Source organism: Alienimonas chondri (assembly GCF_013036045.1).
GTDB classification, from domain to species: domain Bacteria; phylum Planctomycetota; class Planctomycetia; order Planctomycetales; family Planctomycetaceae; genus Alienimonas; species Alienimonas chondri.
In genome coordinates this window covers 1-17,393 of the sequence record NZ_WTPX01000102.1, presented here as the reverse complement: position 1 = coordinate 17,393, position 17,393 = coordinate 1, and the positions used below count along the sequence as shown (strand labels likewise).

Annotated in this window: 15 protein-coding genes and 1 pseudogene; 4 read left to right on the top strand and 12 right to left on the bottom strand. The window is 68.3% G+C overall.

Annotated features, from left to right (window positions below):
- The 8 genes and pseudogenes from LzC2_RS14640 to LzC2_RS14605 form a co-directional block, all read right to left on the bottom strand.
- A pseudogene (locus LzC2_RS14640) lies at window positions 1-202 on the bottom strand (hypothetical protein); the annotation flags it as partial.
- A gap of 119 nt (window positions 203-321) precedes the next feature.
- Window positions 322-1,254 carry a hypothetical protein gene (locus LzC2_RS14635; protein ID WP_171188291.1) on the bottom strand — a complete coding sequence of 311 codons (933 nt, stop codon included), beginning with the start codon at window positions 1,252-1,254 and terminating at the stop codon, window positions 322-324.
- Window positions 1,251-1,673: an amidohydrolase gene (locus LzC2_RS14630; RefSeq protein WP_174977614.1), complete on the bottom strand. Its 423-nt coding sequence runs from the start codon at window positions 1,671-1,673 to the stop codon at window positions 1,251-1,253. Before LzC2_RS14630 ends, LzC2_RS14635 begins: the two co-directional genes overlap by 4 nt.
- A 39-nt stretch (window positions 1,674-1,712) precedes the next feature.
- Window positions 1,713-2,132 carry a cytidine deaminase family protein gene (locus tag LzC2_RS14625; protein WP_206678729.1) on the bottom strand — a complete coding sequence of 140 codons (420 nt, stop codon included), beginning with the start codon at window positions 2,130-2,132 and terminating at the stop codon, window positions 1,713-1,715.
- A 241-nt stretch (window positions 2,133-2,373) separates the two neighbouring features.
- Window positions 2,374-3,717 (bottom strand): class I SAM-dependent methyltransferase, encoded by a 1,344-nt coding sequence (locus LzC2_RS14620; RefSeq protein WP_171188289.1) that lies wholly within the window; start codon window positions 3,715-3,717, stop codon window positions 2,374-2,376.
- A 94-nt stretch (window positions 3,718-3,811) separates the two neighbouring features.
- The gene (locus tag LzC2_RS14615; protein WP_171188287.1) at window positions 3,812-4,162 is read right to left on the bottom strand and encodes a hypothetical protein; all 351 of its coding nucleotides are present in this window, start codon (window positions 4,160-4,162) and stop codon (window positions 3,812-3,814) included.
- An 18-nt stretch (window positions 4,163-4,180) separates the two neighbouring features.
- A complete protein-coding gene (locus LzC2_RS14610) occupies window positions 4,181-5,218 on the bottom strand; it encodes a tetratricopeptide repeat protein (RefSeq protein WP_171188284.1) in 1,038 nt (345 codons plus the stop codon).
- 85 nt (window positions 5,219-5,303) lie between these two features.
- A complete protein-coding gene (locus LzC2_RS14605; RefSeq protein ID WP_171188283.1) occupies window positions 5,304-5,552 on the bottom strand; it encodes a hypothetical protein in 249 nt (82 codons plus the stop codon).
- 165 nt (window positions 5,553-5,717) lie between these two features.
- On the opposite strand from LzC2_RS14605, the gene leuC reads away from it, so the two are divergent.
- The 4 genes from leuC (at window position 5,718) to purB (ending at window position 9,747) form a co-directional block, all read left to right on the top strand.
- Complete coding sequence (leuC, locus tag LzC2_RS14600; protein ID WP_171188281.1) at window positions 5,718-7,142, top strand: 3-isopropylmalate dehydratase large subunit; 1,425 nt, start codon at window positions 5,718-5,720, stop codon at window positions 7,140-7,142.
- Between the two features lie 34 nt (window positions 7,143-7,176).
- Window positions 7,177-7,545, top strand: a complete 369-nt coding sequence (locus LzC2_RS14595) for a hypothetical protein (protein ID WP_171188279.1) — start codon at window positions 7,177-7,179, stop codon at window positions 7,543-7,545.
- An 84-nt stretch (window positions 7,546-7,629) separates the two neighbouring features.
- Window positions 7,630-8,265, top strand: coding sequence for a nucleotidyl transferase AbiEii/AbiGii toxin family protein (locus LzC2_RS14590; protein ID WP_171188277.1), 636 nt, complete (start codon window positions 7,630-7,632; stop codon window positions 8,263-8,265).
- 45 nt (window positions 8,266-8,310) lie between these two features.
- A complete protein-coding gene (gene purB, locus LzC2_RS14585) occupies window positions 8,311-9,747 on the top strand; it encodes an adenylosuccinate lyase (RefSeq protein ID WP_171188275.1) in 1,437 nt (478 codons plus the stop codon).
- Between the two features lie 117 nt (window positions 9,748-9,864).
- Here the strand turns inward: purB and LzC2_RS14580 are convergent, their stop codons facing one another.
- From LzC2_RS14580 to LzC2_RS14565, 4 genes are all read right to left on the bottom strand, one after another.
- Window positions 9,865-11,829, bottom strand: a complete 1,965-nt coding sequence (locus LzC2_RS14580; protein WP_171188273.1) for a sodium:solute symporter family transporter — start codon at window positions 11,827-11,829, stop codon at window positions 9,865-9,867.
- A 111-nt stretch (window positions 11,830-11,940) separates the two neighbouring features.
- Window positions 11,941-14,244, bottom strand: a complete 2,304-nt coding sequence (locus LzC2_RS14575) for a redoxin domain-containing protein (protein WP_171188271.1) — start codon at window positions 14,242-14,244, stop codon at window positions 11,941-11,943.
- Between the two features lie 147 nt (window positions 14,245-14,391).
- A complete protein-coding gene (locus tag LzC2_RS14570; RefSeq protein WP_171188268.1) occupies window positions 14,392-15,663 on the bottom strand; it encodes a TlpA disulfide reductase family protein in 1,272 nt (423 codons plus the stop codon).
- A gap of 169 nt (window positions 15,664-15,832) precedes the next feature.
- Window positions 15,833-17,308 (bottom strand): DUF1501 domain-containing protein, encoded by a 1,476-nt coding sequence (locus tag LzC2_RS14565; RefSeq protein ID WP_171188266.1) that lies wholly within the window; start codon window positions 17,306-17,308, stop codon window positions 15,833-15,835.
- Window positions 17,309-17,393: the final 85 nt, after the last annotated feature.

Sequence of the window (17,393 nt, the reverse complement as noted above, 5' to 3'; positions counted from 1 at the left end):
GCAATGCGGCGCTCCAGGCGCCGGCGCGGGGGACCGGTTCGAAGGACGGGGGCGGATCCTCCGGCAGCGCCGGGAGCTGCGGCGGGGCGGCGAGTTGCGCGGCGGGTTCGGCCGACGCGGACTGCGGCCGACCGTCGACCAGCCAGACGGTCAGCCCGCTGGCCAGCATCGCGGAGAGCAGACAACCGGTGAGGGAACGCATGAATCGATCTCCGTATGTAAGCCGGATGCGCACGCATCGGCCGGGCGTCGTTCGAGCCGCCGCTCCCGCTTCGGGCTCACGACGTGGCCCGGCGGGAGCGACCCCGAGAGGGACGGAGCCTAGCGTGCCGCGTCGGTCGGGGTGAATCGCAGCGCCTCGCCCCACCAACCCATCACCGCCCGGGCGGCGACCTGCGGGGAGCGGTCTTCGGGGTTCGCTTCGCCCAGAACCCCGTCGGCGAGGGGAAAGGTCAGTCCGCAGACCAGCAGGCCGATCAGCGGGGCCAGCCGACCGCCGCGGACCGCTTTGGTTCCGGGATTCCAACAGGCGCCCGCCAAGGCCAGCAGGCAGCAGACGGCGATCTGCCAACTCAGCGCGGGGCCGAATCCCTCCGCCAAGCCGTCAGACACCGCGGCTTTGATCGCGACGCCGCCCAGCGCGAGCGCCGCCAGCGCCGCCCCCCAGCGGGTCGGCGCCGGCAGGGCCGCTTTCACCGCGAACAGCCCCAGCGCCGTGCCGCAGTACGCCAGCGCCGGGCCGACGACCGCATCCGGCAGCGAGGCGAGATGTTCGAGCCACCCGGGACCGGCCTGACTCCCGGGCCGCAGCACGCAGACGGCGCCGGTCGCCGCCCCCGCCGCGAGCGCCGCTGAGACCCCGCGGGCCACGCCCACCCAGATCGGTTCCGCCCGCACGGGCGATGCGGTCGCCTCGCCCCTCAAGTCCTCCGTCGCCTCGTCCGTCGCCTCCTCCCTCGCGAAGCGCGGTTCGCTGCGGACGGTCACGGGAACCGCCTGCGGAGCGACGGTCCGCGAGGGCCGCTCGGGCGCCGGGGACGCGGCGTCCGCCTCTGCCTCTTCATCCGCAAAGAGTTCCGCGATCCGCGACGGCGGACGGGCCGGCGGGCGTTCGGGCCGCGGTTCCCACCGGGCTTCGCTCCGCCGGGGGACCGGGGGGAGCGTGGGGGCGAACATCGTCACCGTGCCGTCGTCTTCCTGATCGTCCCGTCCCGCATGCCCCCGTCCAGCGTGCGGGTGCGATGAGACGGTCACGGAGCGGGACGAGGCGGCGAAGCGGAGGGACGGGGGGAGGTTGGCAGTCGGGGGGACGCCGGCGGGGCGACCTTCGGCGGCAGCAGCGCCGCGAGACCGGCGACGACGGCGTCGAGGCTGACCACCGCCTGTTGCCAGTTGGTGTGCGTGCTGGCCGCGGCGGCGTTCACGCGGAACTCGTCCACGGCGCGCCGCAGTTTGGGCACCTTCTTGGCGAGCATACGTCGAAGGGCCGGCACGTCGTCAAGCCGGGTTTCGACCGCGCGGGCCACGTCGAAGGCCACCCGCGGCAGTTCCAGCAGGTCCTCGTACTCCTCCGCCTCCTCCGAGTGCTTCACGAACGTCCGCACCATCCACAGGTGCGCCAGCAGGTCGGTCACCTGGAGGGCGATCTGTTCGTCGGTGAGGGATTCACTCATGCCGCGAGTGTAACGCCGAGGCGCCGCGGAACCTCGGCGTTACGCCTCTTCCTCGGCTTCGGAGGGATACCAGTGGCGGGGCAGCAGGTCGCCCAGCGGGACGGTCACGCCGGGGGCGACGAGCACCGCGGTCTCCGCGTTGGCCGCGTCGATCTGAATGAGCAGTTCCCGGCAGCGCCCGCAGGGCGGGAGCACCCCGCGACGGCCCACCGCGGCGACCGCCGCCACGCGGGTCTGCCGGGTCTTCAGCATCTCCGCGACGGCGCTGTGCTCCGCGCAGAAGCCAATCCCGCAGGCCAAATCGAGGTTCACCCCCGTGAACAGATCGCCCGCCGCGGTGATCAACGCCGCCCCGACCTTCGCCGCGAAGCACTCCCGCGGCAGTTCCAGCGGCCGCCGCATCGACCGCGCCGCGGCCAGCAGCCGGTCGAGGTCGACGGCGGGAGCGGGGGAGGACACGCGGGCAGTGTAGGGTCCGCTGTGCGGGTCGTCCCCGATCGTCGTCTCCGATCAACGTGCTCCCCTCTCCCTCAGGGAGAGGGGCCGGGGGTGAGGGTGGCGAACCCTCGCCCACTTTTATTCCTGCGGCGACGGATGGGCGGGATGGGAGAACGATGGGACCGTATCAGGTTCTCGGGCCGCTCCAGCCCCCTCACCCCCGACCCCTCTCCCCTAAAAAAGGGGAGAGGGGAGTGCGTTGTCACGCCGCTTCGCGCGTCTCATACAGATCAGCCCGCGTCGGCGGCAGTTCGGACCGGCCTTTCGCCGCGTGCTTGCTGGCGACGACCTGATAAATCCGCAGGCTCCCGTCCATAAACGCGAAGCTCACGCCGGCGAGATAGCCTTCCCACAGGCGATACCGCTCGGGACCGACCATCTCGATCGCCTCCTCTTTCCGCTCGGCCAATCGCTCCGCCCATTTGCGGGTGGTGAGGCCGTAATGTTCGCGCCAGTCTTCGACGTCGTGCACCTCGAACCGCCGGGCCTCGAGCGTTTGCACGGTGTTGCCGATATGGTCCAGCTCCCCGCCGGGGAAGATATATTTCGCGATCAGTTTGTGCTCCGGCCGCATCCGCCGAAACGCCTTCGTGCTGCCTTTGCTGCGGCGGGTGATGCCGTGGTTCAGCAGGATCCCGCGATCCCGCAGCAACCCCCACAGCGTGCGGAAATAGGTCGGCAAGTTATCGATGCCGACGTGCTCGTACATGCCGATCGAGGAGATCTTGTCGTACGTCCCCGTCAGCTTGGAATAGTCCTTGATCTCCAGCGTAATCTGATCCTCCAGACCCAGTTCCTTCACCTTGTCGGAGGTATAGGCGAACTGTTCCTCGCTGAGCGTCACGCCGTGGGCCTGCACGCCGTAGTTCTGGGCGGCGTGAATGACCAGGCCGCCCCAGCCGAAGCCGATATCGAGCATCTTCTCGCCCGGCTTGAGCCGCAGCTTGCGGCAGATCATATCCAGCTTGTCGTGCTGGGCCTGTTCGAGCGTGTTGTCCCAGTCGGTGAAATAACCGCAGGAGTATTGCATCCGCGGGTCGAGAAACAGCTTGTAGAAGTCGTTGCCGAGGTCGTAATGGAAGCGAATATAGTCGCTGTTGTCCCGCTTCGAGGCGTCGCGGCCGGTGTCGTCCTCGCCGCGATAGTCGTGCTGAACGGGGGTTTCCGCTTTGCTGAACAGGAACGGCAACGCCGCTTTGAGGAGCGTTTTCTTGGAGACGCCCCGCAGCTTCTTCGTGCTGCCCGGCACCCGGGCGAGATCGCCGAAGTCGATCAGGCTGCCGCCGCGGAACTCGATCTGCCCGGTCGCGTACAGGCGAACCGCGTTGTCCAGCGTCGGTCGGCGGATCAGCGTCCCGATCACCCCCGGCCCGGCCAGCGCGATCCGCAGCTCGGGATGCGGGTTGGAACCCAGCGGCTCCCGGCTGCCGTCCCACAGCTCGATGCTGAACGGGGCGTCGACCGTCTCCCGCAGATGCGCGATCGCCTTACGAGCCGCGGCGAGTTGTTTGGTGTCGTTGGAAGAGACCACGGCAGCAGGACTCATGGGGACGGCGTTCGCGGTCGGTGCGGGATCCTTAGTGATCGCCAGCTTCTAATCTTCGCTCCCCAAACAAGGAAGGGCGTTTGGCGAAGTCAGGTTACGTGTCGTCGCGGGGCGGAGCCTCATTGCGATCGGCGAACAGATCGCCGGAGCCGAACGTCGGACCGCCTCGCGCCTGCCGCCACGCGGACCGGAGAACGATCAGACCGACGACGATCAGCAGCGCCCCCAGCGTGAGACCGCCGCCGCGACGGGTGCGGGGGCGCTCCGCCGGAGGCAGCGAAAGCGTCCAGACGATCAGGGCGATTCCCCCGGCGACCGCCGCCGCCCCGACCGTGATTCGCAGCCCGAACGCCGACAGGGCGAGTCGAAACCTCCCACGAGCCGCGCGGCCTGACCGCCGCCGGGTCCGCCTCAACCGCCGAGCGTTGCGACGGAAGGAGCGCATGCCGCTCATCGACGACCTTTACTGGTCCGAGGCGGCGATCGCGTCGCGGGCCTTCTGGGCCGCTTCGCGGGAGGACTTGCGGTAGCCGTCGATCGTGGCGACCTCCGCCGCTTTCTCAAAGTGCGGCAGCGCCTTGGCCGGTTCGTCCAGCTTCGCCCACACGCCGCCGAGGAAGCTGTGGAAGTAGTAATCGTGCGGCGTGTCCAGTCCCGCGTCGCCCAATCGATCGGCGGTCGCGGCGGCCTCGCGGGCCTCATCGGTGCGATCGGCTTCCAGCCAATTCCGAGCGGTTTTGAGATGCAGGTTCGCGGCGGTCAGCGAGGGACCGAACGGCGTCGCGTCCTCCCCGTCCGCCCGCCCGCCGTTCTCGCCGTTCTCCGCGCGGGCCGCCTCGAGTTGCTCCGCCTCCGCGGCGAGTTCGGCGAACAGCGTCGCGGCCCGCTCATGTTCGTCGGACTGCTCCAGCAACCGGGCGTACTCCGCTCGATCGCGGCGGTCCGGGCCGGCGGGCGTGGCGGCGTCCAGGTCGATCAAGCGGCCGAGCCGTTCCGCGGCGGCCTTCGGATCGCGGTCGTCCTCCGCCAGTTCAGACAACAGGCGGAGGGCGATGCGGTCGTTCGGGTCGGCGGTCAGCGCCGCTTCGTAGTGCTCGCGCAGTTGATCGCGGTCCCGCTTCCCGCGGGCGTAGCGACGCATCGCCCGCATCGTCAGCGACCGCGTCGCGGGAGAATCGGCGTGCCTCAGGATCCAGTCGCCGGTGTCCCAGTAGTCCTCCGTCTCGCCCAGTTCGCCGTAGGTCGTCAGCAACGCCCGCTGGACGTTCAGCAGGTCGCGGCTGGGTTGAGCGTTCGCGGCTCGGCCTTCGGAGAGCAGATCGCGGGCGTCCTCCAGCGGGCCGACGGCGGCCTCGTAGTCGCGGGTGCGCAGATGCCCGAACCCGGCTCTCACCGCCGCGGCGGCGTCCGTGTATTTTTGGGCCGGCGCCGGCGACGCCGTGAGCAGCAGGGCAAGCAGCGCCAGTCCGGCCGACCGGGCAGCGGGGCGAGAGGCAAGCATCGGAAACCTTCGATCGCGGGGGATCGCGGCATCGTATCGCCGCCCCCGCCGCGACGCCCCGTTCGCCACACTGTCGGGCCGCGGGTTAGAAGCTGAATTTCACCCACCGTTTGCCGCCTTTCTCCTCCTTCTCAGCGACGGCGTGTCCTTTGTAGTAGGTGATGGCGGACATACTGCCGGAGATCGTGTAGGTGCAGGCGGGCGTCGTGCAGGCCCAGAACGTGAGGGAGTTCAGCGGGACCAGCACGCCTTCGGCGCAGATCGGGCAGGGCGGATGGGAAACGGCGCCCTGCGAGGTGGCGGTTTCGCCGTCGCTCGCAGCCATGTGAGTCATTGAGAAATCGTCCGATAGGAAAAGGGGTTTGGGACTGGAACGGCCGGCCGGCGTCGGCGGTTCACCCGAACCCGGGGCGCCGGTCGCCGTGTCCTGATCGCACGGGACGTTAGAATCACGGCCCGACACATCGTTGATCCAGCTCGCCCGCCCCGCTTTCGCCCTATGTCCGCCCCGAATCTGTTCGACAAAGTCTGGGACGCCCACGCCGTCCGCACCCTGGCCGGCGGGCAGACCCAACTGCTGATCGGGTTGCACCTCATCCACGAGGTCACCAGCCCGCAGGCGTTCGCGATGCTGCGGGAACGCGATCTGAAGGTCGCCTACCCCGAGCGCACCGTCGCCACCGTCGACCACATCATCCCCACCGACAACCAGCTCCGCCCGCTGCGGGACTCGCTGGCCGAGGAGATGATGGAGGCCATCGAGACGAACTGCCGCGACTTCGGCGTGCAGCTGCTCTCCCCGGAGAATGGCGATCAGGGCATCGTCCACGTCGTCGGCCCGGAGCGCGGCCTGACGCAGCCGGGCATGACGATCGTCTGCGGCGACAGCCACACCAGCACCCACGGCGCCTTCGGCACGATCGCGCTGGGCATCGGCACGAGCCAGGTCGCCCACGTCCTCGCCACCGGCACGATGGCGCTGGCGAAGCCGAAGGTCCGCAAAGTGAGCGTCGACGGGGAACTCGGCCCCGGCGTGACCGCGAAAGACGTGGCGCTGGCGATCATCAACCACCTCGGCGTGCAGGGCGGCGTCGGCTACGCCTACGAGTACGCCGGCGACGTGTTCCGCAACATGTCGATGGAGGAGCGGATGACCGTCTGCAACATGTCCATCGAGGGCGGCGCCCGCTGCGGCTACGTCTGCCCGGACGAAACCACCGTCGAATACCTCCGCGGCCGCGACGCCGTCCCCACCGGCGAAGCGTTCGAGAAGGCCGCCGAGTGGTGGCTGAGCCTCGCCAGCCCGGAGGACGCCCGCTACGACGACGAGGTCCACCTGCTGGCTTCCGAGATCGAACCCACCGTCACCTGGGGCATCAACCCCGGCCAGAGCATCGGCGTCGGCGGGAACCTCCCCGACCCGGCCGAACTGCCCGAAGGCGAACGCTTCGCCGTGCAGGAAGCCCTGACCTACATGGGCCTGGAGGGCGGGCAGAAGCTGGAAGGCACGCCGATCGACGTGGCCTTCATCGGCTCCTGCACGAACGGCCGCCTGAGCGACCTCCGCGAAGCCGCCGCCGTGGTGAAGGCCGCCGGCGGCCGGGTGCCGGACCGCGTCCGGGCGCTGGTCGTCCCCGGCAGCCAACGCGTCCGCGCCGCCGCCGAGGCCGAAGGCCTGCACACGATCTTCAGCGAAGCCGGCTTCGACTGGCGCCAGGCCGGCTGTTCGATGTGCCTCGCCATGAACCCGGACAAATTGCAGGGCCGCGAACTGTGCGCCAGCAGTTCCAACCGCAACTTCAAAGGCCGCCAGGGCAGCCCGACGGGTCGCACGTTGCTGATGAGCCCGGCGATGGTCGCCGCCGCCGCGCTGGCCGGCGAGGTGCGCGACGTGCGGAGCGTCGGGGCGGCCGCGGTGGCGTAGGCTTCACTGACCGACTCAAACCCTTCACTACACGATGGCCGAACGCTTTAAAGGATCGCGCCGCATCGTCGTTGACGAAGTCGAGTACCGATGGCGTGCTAATGGAAATGACGGCTTCATCTCCCTCGCCATCTGGCCGGCGAGCGATGTTGGACCAACGATCGGCGTCGGGTTCGGCTACCACGAAACGATCGATTGGGCGACTGACGCCCATGGGATGTCGCGCGGGATATCTCGCGGCGATCAACTGGTCGTCACCAATCGCCTTGTGCGGCGAGTCATCGAGCTTGCCGTTTCGGACTATGGGTATTCGGCGTCTGAGGCCGGCCCGCAGTTGCAGATCCGTTACATCGAAGCGCAGGTTGACTGGTCGGATGCCGTGCGTGCGTCGCGTCCCGGATAGGCGTTGGAAACACGGGTGCATGGCGGCGCCGTAGCCGCTCTCCCATGCGCACCTCCTGCCCGTAACCGATGTTAGACTGCCGGTATGTTCGCCACCGGCTCCCTCTCCCTTCGCGAGTTCGTGTCGCAGGAACCGCATCCCGCCGCGATTGTGCAGGCCGCCGTGCTGGAGTTCCTCTCCGGCCGCGACGACGCCGTCGTGTTCGGGGCGCAGGCGGTGAACGCCTACGTCTCCGAAAGCCGGTCGACGGAAGACGTGGACGTGCTGACCACCCGCGGCGAAGACTTCGCCGAGGAACTGCGTCAGTTCTTGAACGACCGCTTCGGCTTCGCGGTGAGAGTTCGCAGCGTCCGCGGCGGGATCGGGTACCGGGTCTACCAGAAGCGGAAAGAGGGGAACCGCCATCTCGTCGATGTGCGACCCGTCGAAACGTTCCCGCCGACACGGGACGTCGGCGGAGTGACCGTCGTTGCCCCGGCCGAATTGATCGCCAATAAAGTGGCCTCCGCCCACGCACGGGGCGAACGGGCCAAGGGCGACACCGACCGGCGGGATCTCAAGATGTGCCTCCTCGCCTTCCCCGAACTCAAAACCGAAACCGGCCCCGTCCGCGATCGGTTGATCGCGAACGGGGCCTCTGACGAAGCGCTTGCCGCGTGGAGCGAATGGGTCGCCCGCACGATCGAACCGGAGGGCGAGGACGACGACATGGACTGGTGAACGGGGCGGTTCGAGGATTGCAGCCGGGCGGGTAGACTCCCCGCCATGAGCCACGATCGCTACGAAAATCCCCTCCTCACCCGTTACGCCTCCGATGCGATGGCGGAGGTGTGGAGCGCCCGCACCAAGCACGGCCTCTGGCGGCGGTTGTGGTTGGCGCTGGCGGAGTCGCAGCAGGAACTCGGGCTCGACATCCCCGACGCCGCGCTGGAGCAGATGCGTGGGTCGCTGGATCTCTCCGACGACGACTTCACCCTCGCGGCGAAGTTCGAGAAGGACCTCCGCCACGATGTGATGGCCCACGTCCACGCCTGGGGCGAGGTTTGCCCCGACGCCCGGCCGATCATTCACCTCGGGGCGACGAGCTGCTTCGTCACCGACAACGCGGAGCTGATCCAGACCCGCCGGGCCCTCGAACTGCTCCGCACCCGGCTGGTGCGGGTGATCGACGCCCTCGGCCGCTTCGCCGAGGCGTGGGCGGACGAACCCTGCCTCGGTTTCACCCACCTTCAACCGGCTCAACCGACCACGGTGGGCAAACGGGCGACGTTGTGGTGTCAGGATCTCTGCTTGGACTTGGAAGAGGTCGAACACCGCCTCGACCGCCTCAAGTTTCGTGGGGTGAAGGGCACGACCGGCACGCAGGCGACCTTCCTGCAGTTGTTCGGCGGGGACGGGTCGCAGGTCGACAAGCTGGACGAACTGGTGCGGGCGAAGATGGACTTCGCGGAGAGCTACGCCGTCACCGGGCAGACCTACCCCCGCAAGGTCGACGCGATGGTGTTGGCGACGCTCTCCGGCGTCGGGCAGAGCTGTCATAAGGCGGGGACCGACCTGCGCATCCTCCAGCACCGCAAGGAGTTGGAGGAGCCGCAGGGCGACAAGCAGATCGGCAGTTCCGCGATGGCCTACAAGCGGAACCCCATGCGGGCCGAGCGGATGTGCGGGCTGGCCCGGTTCGCCCTCTCCCTCGCCGCCAACGGCGACGACACCGCCGCGACGCAGTGGCTCGAACGGACCCTCGACGACAGCGCCAACCGCCGGTTGAGCCTGCCGCAGAGCTTCCTGGCCGTCGACGCCTGCTTGCTGATCTACGCCAACGTCGCCGGCGGGCTGCTGGTCTACCCGAAGGTGATCGCGGCGAACCTCGCTTCCGAACTGCCCTTCATGGCGACCGAAGCCGTGCTGATGGCCGGCGTCGAAGCCGGCGGCGATCGGCAGGATCTGCACGAACGGGTGCGGGTGCACTCCCGCGACGCCGGCAAGGTGGTCAAGGAGCAGGGCGAAGCGAACGACCTGATCGCCCGCCTGCAGGCCGATGACGCCTTCGCCGGCGTGGATCTCTCCGCCGCGCTCGACCCGGTCAAATACATCGGCCGCGCCCCGGAGCAGACCCGCCGGTTCATCGCGGACGTCGTCGCCCCGATCCGCCAGCGTTACCCCGACACCCTCACCGGCGACGCGGGCGAATTAAAAGTGTAGTCCCTTCTCGGCTCGCCCCGCTTCGCCGTCGCCGTTAGGCGGCGCGCCTTTATGAGCGGGCGCGCCGCCTAACGGCGACGGCGAAGCGGGGGACGCGTTCCCCCGGTCCATTCCCGCTTACAGGAAGGCGAGGTACAGCCCCAGCACGCCCAGCACCAGCAGCACGCCGGCCGGGACGGCCCACTTCCAGGGGGTCATATCGACGGGCGAGGGCGGAAGTTCCGGCTTGGCCGGGACCGGGGCGACCTTCAACACCACCGCCAGGAAGATTACCAGCGCGGTGAACACGCAGCCGATGAAGTGCCAGTTGTGCATCACGCTATCGACGGCGTCGTTCCAGCCGGGCACCCAGTACTTCATCCCCACGGCCGTGGCGCCGCCGAGGATCGAGACGGCGCCGGCCCAGTCCGGCAGGCGGCGGGAGTTAAAGGCCCACAGCGTCACGGCGAAGATGGGGATGAAATACAGTCCTCGCATCTGCTGAAGGAAGTCGAAGATCCCTTCGACCCCGCCCAGCAGCGGCCCGCCGATCACCGCGGTGACGGCCACCAGGGCGCCGAAGATCTGCCCGACCCGCACCTGCTGGGCCTCGGTCGCCTCCGGGTTGATCTGCGCTTTATAGACGCCGAGGCTGAACAGCGTCGCCGTGGAGTTCAACACGCTATTGAACGTGCTCAGAATCGCGCCGAACACCACCGCCGCGAAGAACCCCAGCAGCCACCTCGGCAGCACGTCCGCCACCAGCACGCCGTAGGCTTCGATGCCCTTGGTGACCTTTCCGCCGCCGACCAGGTCGGAGCCGTACAGGTGCAGCGCCGCCAGGCCGGGGATGACCATCACGATCGGGGCAAGCAGCTTGAACCCCGCGGCGAGCAGCACGCCCTTCTGCCCGTTGGCGAGGCCGTCGGCGGCCAGCGTCCGCTGGATGATCTGCTGGTTGGTGCACCAATAAAAGAGGTTCACCAACAGCACGCCGGAGAGCAGCGTCGACCACGGGATCGTCGGATCTTTCAGCGTCCGCCGGCTGAGGCGTTCGTATTCGACCGGCGGGCTTTGCGTCCGCAGTTCCTTCGCCAACTCCAGCGGGTCGGCGTCCGCCGGGGCGTCGATGCCCACCTCCTCCGCCTTCTCCCGCACCGTCGGGGTGATCTTCGCGTACGCCTCGGCATCCTCGGCCTTCAGATAGGCGAGGGACTCCGTCAGCCCCACGGACGCGGTCGGCTCGACGCCGGTGCGTTCCTCCGCGTTCAGGGCGTCCCATTCCTTCCGCCGATCCTGCAACGCCTTGCGGGCGTCCTTGAGGGGACCGACCGCTCGATAATCTTCCTGCAACGATTCGTATAAATCGCTGCGAGTCTCTTTCATCTCTTGGAAAGCCTCGACGACGTTGTCCGCCGTGGGGCTTTTCTCCGCGACCGCCTGAAGGCTCAGGTAGGCGATCAAGAGACCGCCGATCAGCAGGCCGATGCCGTTGATCACGTCGCTGAACGCCACCGCCCGCAGTCCGCCGAATACCGCATAACAACTGCCCACCACGCCCAACGCGATCACCAGTCCCCACAGCAGCGTGGCTTTCTCCGCCTCGAAGTTCGCCGCCAACGGGTCGTCGCCGAGGCCGGTCATCACGTCGAGTCCCAGCACCCCGATAATCGCCGTCGCCCCGGTGTATAAGACGACCGGCAGGGTGATGAGGGAGTCCGCCAGCACGAACATCAACGTGCTGACCGCCCGCGTCTTCGGACCGAAGCTGCCCTCCAGGAACTGCGGCACCGTGGCGACGCCGCGGGCCAGATACTTGGGCAGGAAGACCAACGCCATCAGCACCATGCTGAACGCGGCGATCACCTCCCAGGCGAACACGCTGAGTCCCTCGTCGAACGCCCCGCCGTTCAGACCGACCAGCTGCTCGGTCGAGAGGTTCGTGAGCAGCAGCGAGCCGGCGATCACGCCGCCGGTCAGGCTGCGGCCGGCGAGGAAGTACCCCTCGCCGGTGCCCAGTTCTTTGCCGCGGGTGAAATAATACGTCAGCCCGGCCACCAGTCCGGTGAACAGCAGAAACGTACCGGCGGTGAGAAAGTCCATCAGTCAGCAGGCAACGGCGGAGCGGCGGGCAAGCCTCGGGAGTGTAACGGCGACGTCCGATCAGTTCTGCGTCGCCCGGACCTCCTGAGAGACGGCGTCAGCAAATTCCCCTTAATCGGCCGGCGCCGATTCTGACGCAGGTTCTAGCGCCGATTCCTCTGCCGGCTCTTCCAAGAGAGCCGTCGCCACGGCTTCCAGATACGCCTTCGACTTCGGCCCGGCGACCTTCAACCGGGCTTCGCCGTCCCGCCCGACGAACACCGTCGTCGGGTAGCCGCTGAAGCCGGGCACCGCCTCCTGCGCCCGCTTGTTGCCGATCCCGACGGGATAGTTCACGCCCTGCTCCGCGACGAAGGCTTCCACGTCGCCGACCGAATCTTCCTCGTAATTCAGACCGAGCACCTGCAAACCCTGCTCGCCGTGCTCGGTCTGCAGGGCGATGAGGTGCGGGATCTCCTCGCGGGCGGCCTCGGACCCGGTGTTCCAATAGTGCGCGACGACGACCTTCCCTTCATAATCCGCCAGCCGCTGACGACCGTCGTCGAGGTCGCGATAGATGAACTTGTAGGGGAACGATTCCGCGGCGGCGAGATCCGCGAGGGCCTGCTCCGCGGGCGGGAGGGTCGATGCGGACCCGAACGCCCCGCTGCTGGCCATGCCGGCGTCGCTCAGGCCGGCGTCAGCAGGGCCGGTCCAGCGGGCGAGCCGCTCCTGATAGTCGTCGTCCTCCCGCAGCGACTTAAACGCCGGGTCGGCGGCGAGGGCGTCCCAGTCGGTCCAGCCGACCTCCGCGGCCCGTTCGAGGAACGTCAGCGCCTCGCGCGAGTCGTTGCGCTTCTCCAGGGCCGCGGCGGCTCGGACGAACAGGGGTGCGAACGTGTCGGCGCCGTCGGCGGCGAGGTCCGGGAACGCCGCCGCGATCTGAGCGGCGGTCTCCCCGGCCTGCGGCGGCAGCGCGATCGCCGCGGTCCCGCCGGCCTCCTCCGCCTTCTCGACCAGCCCGTTTAACGCCGCGACGACGTTCGCCGCGGACGGCTCGTCCTCGAACTGCCGCTCCCAATTCTCTTCCAACTGATCTCGCAGGTCCGCGGCATCCAGGTCTTCGCTCAGCCGCAGGGCGCGTTTGAGGTCGGTCAGCTTCGGTTCCTCGGGGACCTCCGGCCATTCGGCATAGGACTCCGGTTCGACGGTCTCCGCGAGCAACTCGGTGACGATGCCCTCCAGCTTCTCGAGGGAGTGCGCCCCGACGAGCACCTCCCGCACCGTGCCGTCGCGACCGACGAAGACGGTGGTCGGATAGCCGCGGAAGTTCGGCACCGCGGCCCGCGTCGCGTCCGACCCGGGGCCGGTGGGATAATTGATGCCGTACTCTGCGACGAACTCCCGGATGTCGGAGACGTCGTCGCGATAATTCAATCCGAGGATGCGCAGGCCGTCCTCGGCGTAGCGTTGTTGAAGCTGAATAAACGAAGGGATCTCCGCCCGGCAGGGCGGGCACCAGGTGCCCCAAAAGTCCACGACGACCACGTTGCCTTGATAGGCCGACAATTGATGCGTCCCGCCGTTGATATCCTGATAGGCGAAGTCGAACGGGAAGAGGCCTTCCGACTGCTCCCCCGACGGGCCGCCGAGCGACGGCGGCGGGGAGGAGCCGGACGGCTCGGTCGAGGCGAGCGACGGCATCCCCGACGTCGAAGCGTCGGCGGCGGTCTCTTTCCACACGGTCAGGCGGGCTTCGAAGCCGGGGATCTCCCGCAGCATTTCGAGGTCGGGGTCGGTCGCGGCCTGCTCCCAGCCGGCGAATCCGGCGGCGGCGGCGCGGTCGAGGAACGCCGTGGCCGCGGTCGCTTCGCCGATCCGGCTGTTCGCACAGGCGGCGTGATAAAAGATCTTCGCGGCTTGCTCCGGGGCCAATTGATCGCCCGCCGCCGCGGCCGCTTCGCCGGCGTAGCCCAGCAGGGCGTAGCCGCGGTGTTCATGGAAATCCATCGCCTGAATGCCGGCCCGTTGCAGCTCGGTCGCGGCACGGGCGGCGACTTCCGGGTTTTTAGAACGAGCGGCGTAGAGCTCCGGCAGTTCGGCGAAGGACTCCTGCAGATGCGACGGCAGGCCGGACAGCACGGCGGCCACCTCCGCATCCGCCGCGGGCGATGGCGGATCGGCCGATGAAACCGAGGGGCGAGACGACGCTCCCTCCGCGGCCGGGTCGCGCGACAGATTCTCCGGCATCACGGCGCCGGGGTTCGTCGAACCGTCGCTGCTCGCTTCGCCCGCGGTCGGGGCGGTCGTGACCGGGGCGGCGACGGGGGCTTCGCCGCACCCCGTTAGGCCGAGCACGGCGCCGGCCACGAGCGCCGCTCCGGCGCTGGGAAGAGACCCGCGGAGAGCAGGACGGCGGGGGAGCGGACGGACCATCGCAGCGAACTCCGCGGGGCGCATGGAAGCGGGGCACCGTCGCCAGACGGCGCCCCGCGTTATCTCCGGCGCCCGTTCGCCTCACAACCCGCCGCGTGTCGCGACGGGCGGGAGCGGGACCGGCGGCCGCGTCGTGAGACGACGGCGTTAGACCTCGTCGCCGGCGGCCTCGGTGGTCTCCGGCTCGTCGTCCTTCGCGTCCTCTTCCTCAGCTTCCTCGGCGGGGGCCGCTTCGGCGAGCAGTTCGGAGACGACCGCGTCGAGGAAGACGTAGTCGTGCAGGCCGACGACCTGCATCCGCACTTTGCCGTCCCGGCCGACGAACACCGTGGTCGGATATCCGCGGAAGTTGGGCACGGCGTCCTTGGTTTCGTCGGAGCCCAGGCCGGTGGGGTAGTTCATATCGTTCTCCTCGGCGTACTCGGCGGCCTGCTCTTCCTCGTCGCCGTAGTTCAGGCCGAGGATCTGCAGACCTTTATTGCCGTAGGTGTCCTGCAGCTTGATGAACGACGGGATCTCGGCCCGGCAGGGCGGGCACCAGGTGCCCCAGAAGTCCACGATGACGACCTGACCTTTATAGTCGGCCAGGGTGTGCTCCTCGCCTTTGATATCGGTGAAGGTGAACTCCAGCGGGAAGGATTCGCCTTCGGCGAGAGCCTTCTTGGCTTCGGCGATCGCGGCCTCGCGGATGTCCGCTTCCCAGCCCGCGACCCGATCCGCGAAGCCGTCCAGCTCGCGGACGGCGGCCAGATCCTCGTCGGTCTTCAACTGCTCCATATCATCGAAACCGTATTTGACGGCCAGGATGAGTTCCTCGACGGCGGCTTCCGGTTCGCCCTCGACCGCCAGGGCGCAGGCGGAGTTATAGAACACGCTGCCCAGCCGGCCGGGCTCGGCCGTGCCGGCTTCGACGGCCAGGTGAGCCATGTCGCCGGCCAGCGCGAACGCTTCGTACTGCTCGTCGCCTTCGAGGCGGTTTCCCACGACGTAGAGGACGATCGCCAGATCGACGGCGTGCTCTTCGGCGGGTTCGCCGACCGGCCACTGCGAGGACACGTAGTTCAGATACGTGTCCCGAATGCGCTCCGCGGAAATCTTCTCGATCATCGCCTCGACCTCGGCCCGCAACTCGGCATCCGGGTCCGTCAGGCGGGCGATTTTCTCGTCCAGCAAGGCTTCCATCGCCGCGACGCGGGCGTCCACGTCCGCCTCGAGCTTGGCTTCGAGCTTCTTGGCGACCTTCTTGGACACGCGATCGGCGAGCTTCTCCGCGAGGGCGTCCAGCGCCTCCTCAGACATTTCCGGGGTCGACTCGACGACTTCCTCAGTCAACTCGGCGTCCTCCTGTGCCGTCGCGGCCGGAAGGACGGACAGACAGAGGGCAGCGACCGCAAACAAGTACGGCGGGGCGAAACGCATGGGAGACTCTCTGGTTCGGAGCGGAGGGGCGATGTGCTGAACGCCGCACGATCATCCCGCACGGTCGTAACCGGCACAACCGGCTGGCACGGGGCCGTTCCCGGCGCCGACCGTTCTCCAGCCGCTCTCCGAGGGTCCGAACAGGCGTTGAAGCCCCGTTCGGAACGCCTCAGACGATCTCGGCGATCGGCTCCGTCTCGCCCACGCCGGTCAACTTGCGGTCCAGGCCAGCGTGGAAATAGGTCAGCCGGTTCGGGTCGAGGCCCAGCTGATGCAGCACGGTGGCGTGCAACCGGCGGACGTGCATCGGTTGATCGACCGCCCGGGCGCCCAGTTCATCCGTCGAACCGACGCTCACGCCGCCTTTAATCCCCCCGCCGGCCATCCACATCGTGAAGCCGTAGGAGTTGTGATCGCGGCCGCTGCCCTTGGCGTACTCCGCGGTCGGTTGGCGGCCGAACTCGCCGCCCCAGATGACCAGCGTTTCGTCCAGCATCCCGCGACGCTTCAGATCCTTCAGCAGCGCGGCGACCGGCTTGTCGGTCCGTCCGGCGTGCAGGTTGTGGTTCACTTCCAGGTCGCCGTGCGCGTCCCAGTTATTGTCGTTGTGGTGACCGCCGGCGTAGAGCTGCACGAACCGCACGCCCCGTTCCACGAGCCGGCGAGCGACGAGACAACGGCGACCGAAGTCCTCCGTCTTGGCGTCGTCCGTGCCGTAGAGCTTGTGGGTCTCCGCGGTTTCCTGCGACAGATCGACCGCCTCCGGGGCGGCGGTCTGCATGTTATAGGCCAGCTCGTAACTGGCGATGCGGGCGTTGAGGTCGCTGTTCGGCCCCCGTCCGCCGGGCAGGCCTTCGCCGCCGAGGTGATCGCGGTTGCGGTCGTTGATCGCGTCGATGACGGCCCGCTGAACTTCGGGAGTCAGCCGATCGCTTTTGAGGTTATAGATCGGCTGCGACCCCGCCGCGGTGCGGAAGGTGGTGCCCTGCAGCTTGCTGGGCATATAACCGCTGGACCAGTTCTTCGCCCCGCTGATCGGCCCGCCGCTGGGGTCGAGCATCACGACGTAACCGGGCAGGTTCTCGTTCTCCGTTCCCAGGCCGTAGTTGACCCACGATCCCATCGCGGGGGCGCCGGAGAGCAGCTGGCCGCTGTTCATCATCAGCATGGCGGAGCCGTGAATCGGGCTTTCCGCGGTCATGCTGTGCAGGAAGGCGATGTCGTCCACGCATTCCCCGACGTGCGGAAACAGGTCGGAGACCATCTTTCCGCACTCGCCGTACGGCTTGAACTTCCAGCGCGGCTCGACGATGCGGCCTTCGTTCTTTTTCCCGCCGCGGCCGAACGTCTTCACCTCGACGGTCTGGCCGTCCCGGCCTTCCATCTCCGGTTTATAGTCGAACGTGTCCATGTGGCTCGGCCCGCCGTACATGAACAGGAAGATGACGTTCTTCGCCTTGGGCTGATGATGCAGTCCCGCGGCGAGGCTCTGCGGAGCCTCGGCGTTACCGCGATCGTCGAAGGCGAACCCGTCGCCGGAGAGCATCGAGGTCAGCGCCACCGACCCGAACCCCCCGCCAAGCTGATGGAGGAACTCGCGACGGGTGCGGCCGCAATAATTTGCAGGGGCGACGGGGCGGGACATGAGAGCGATTTTGAAGGGGATGTCGGTCGACGTACGCCGCCGTCGTCAGGCGGCGCGGGCTGTGGACGGGGCGGGAGCGATAGGC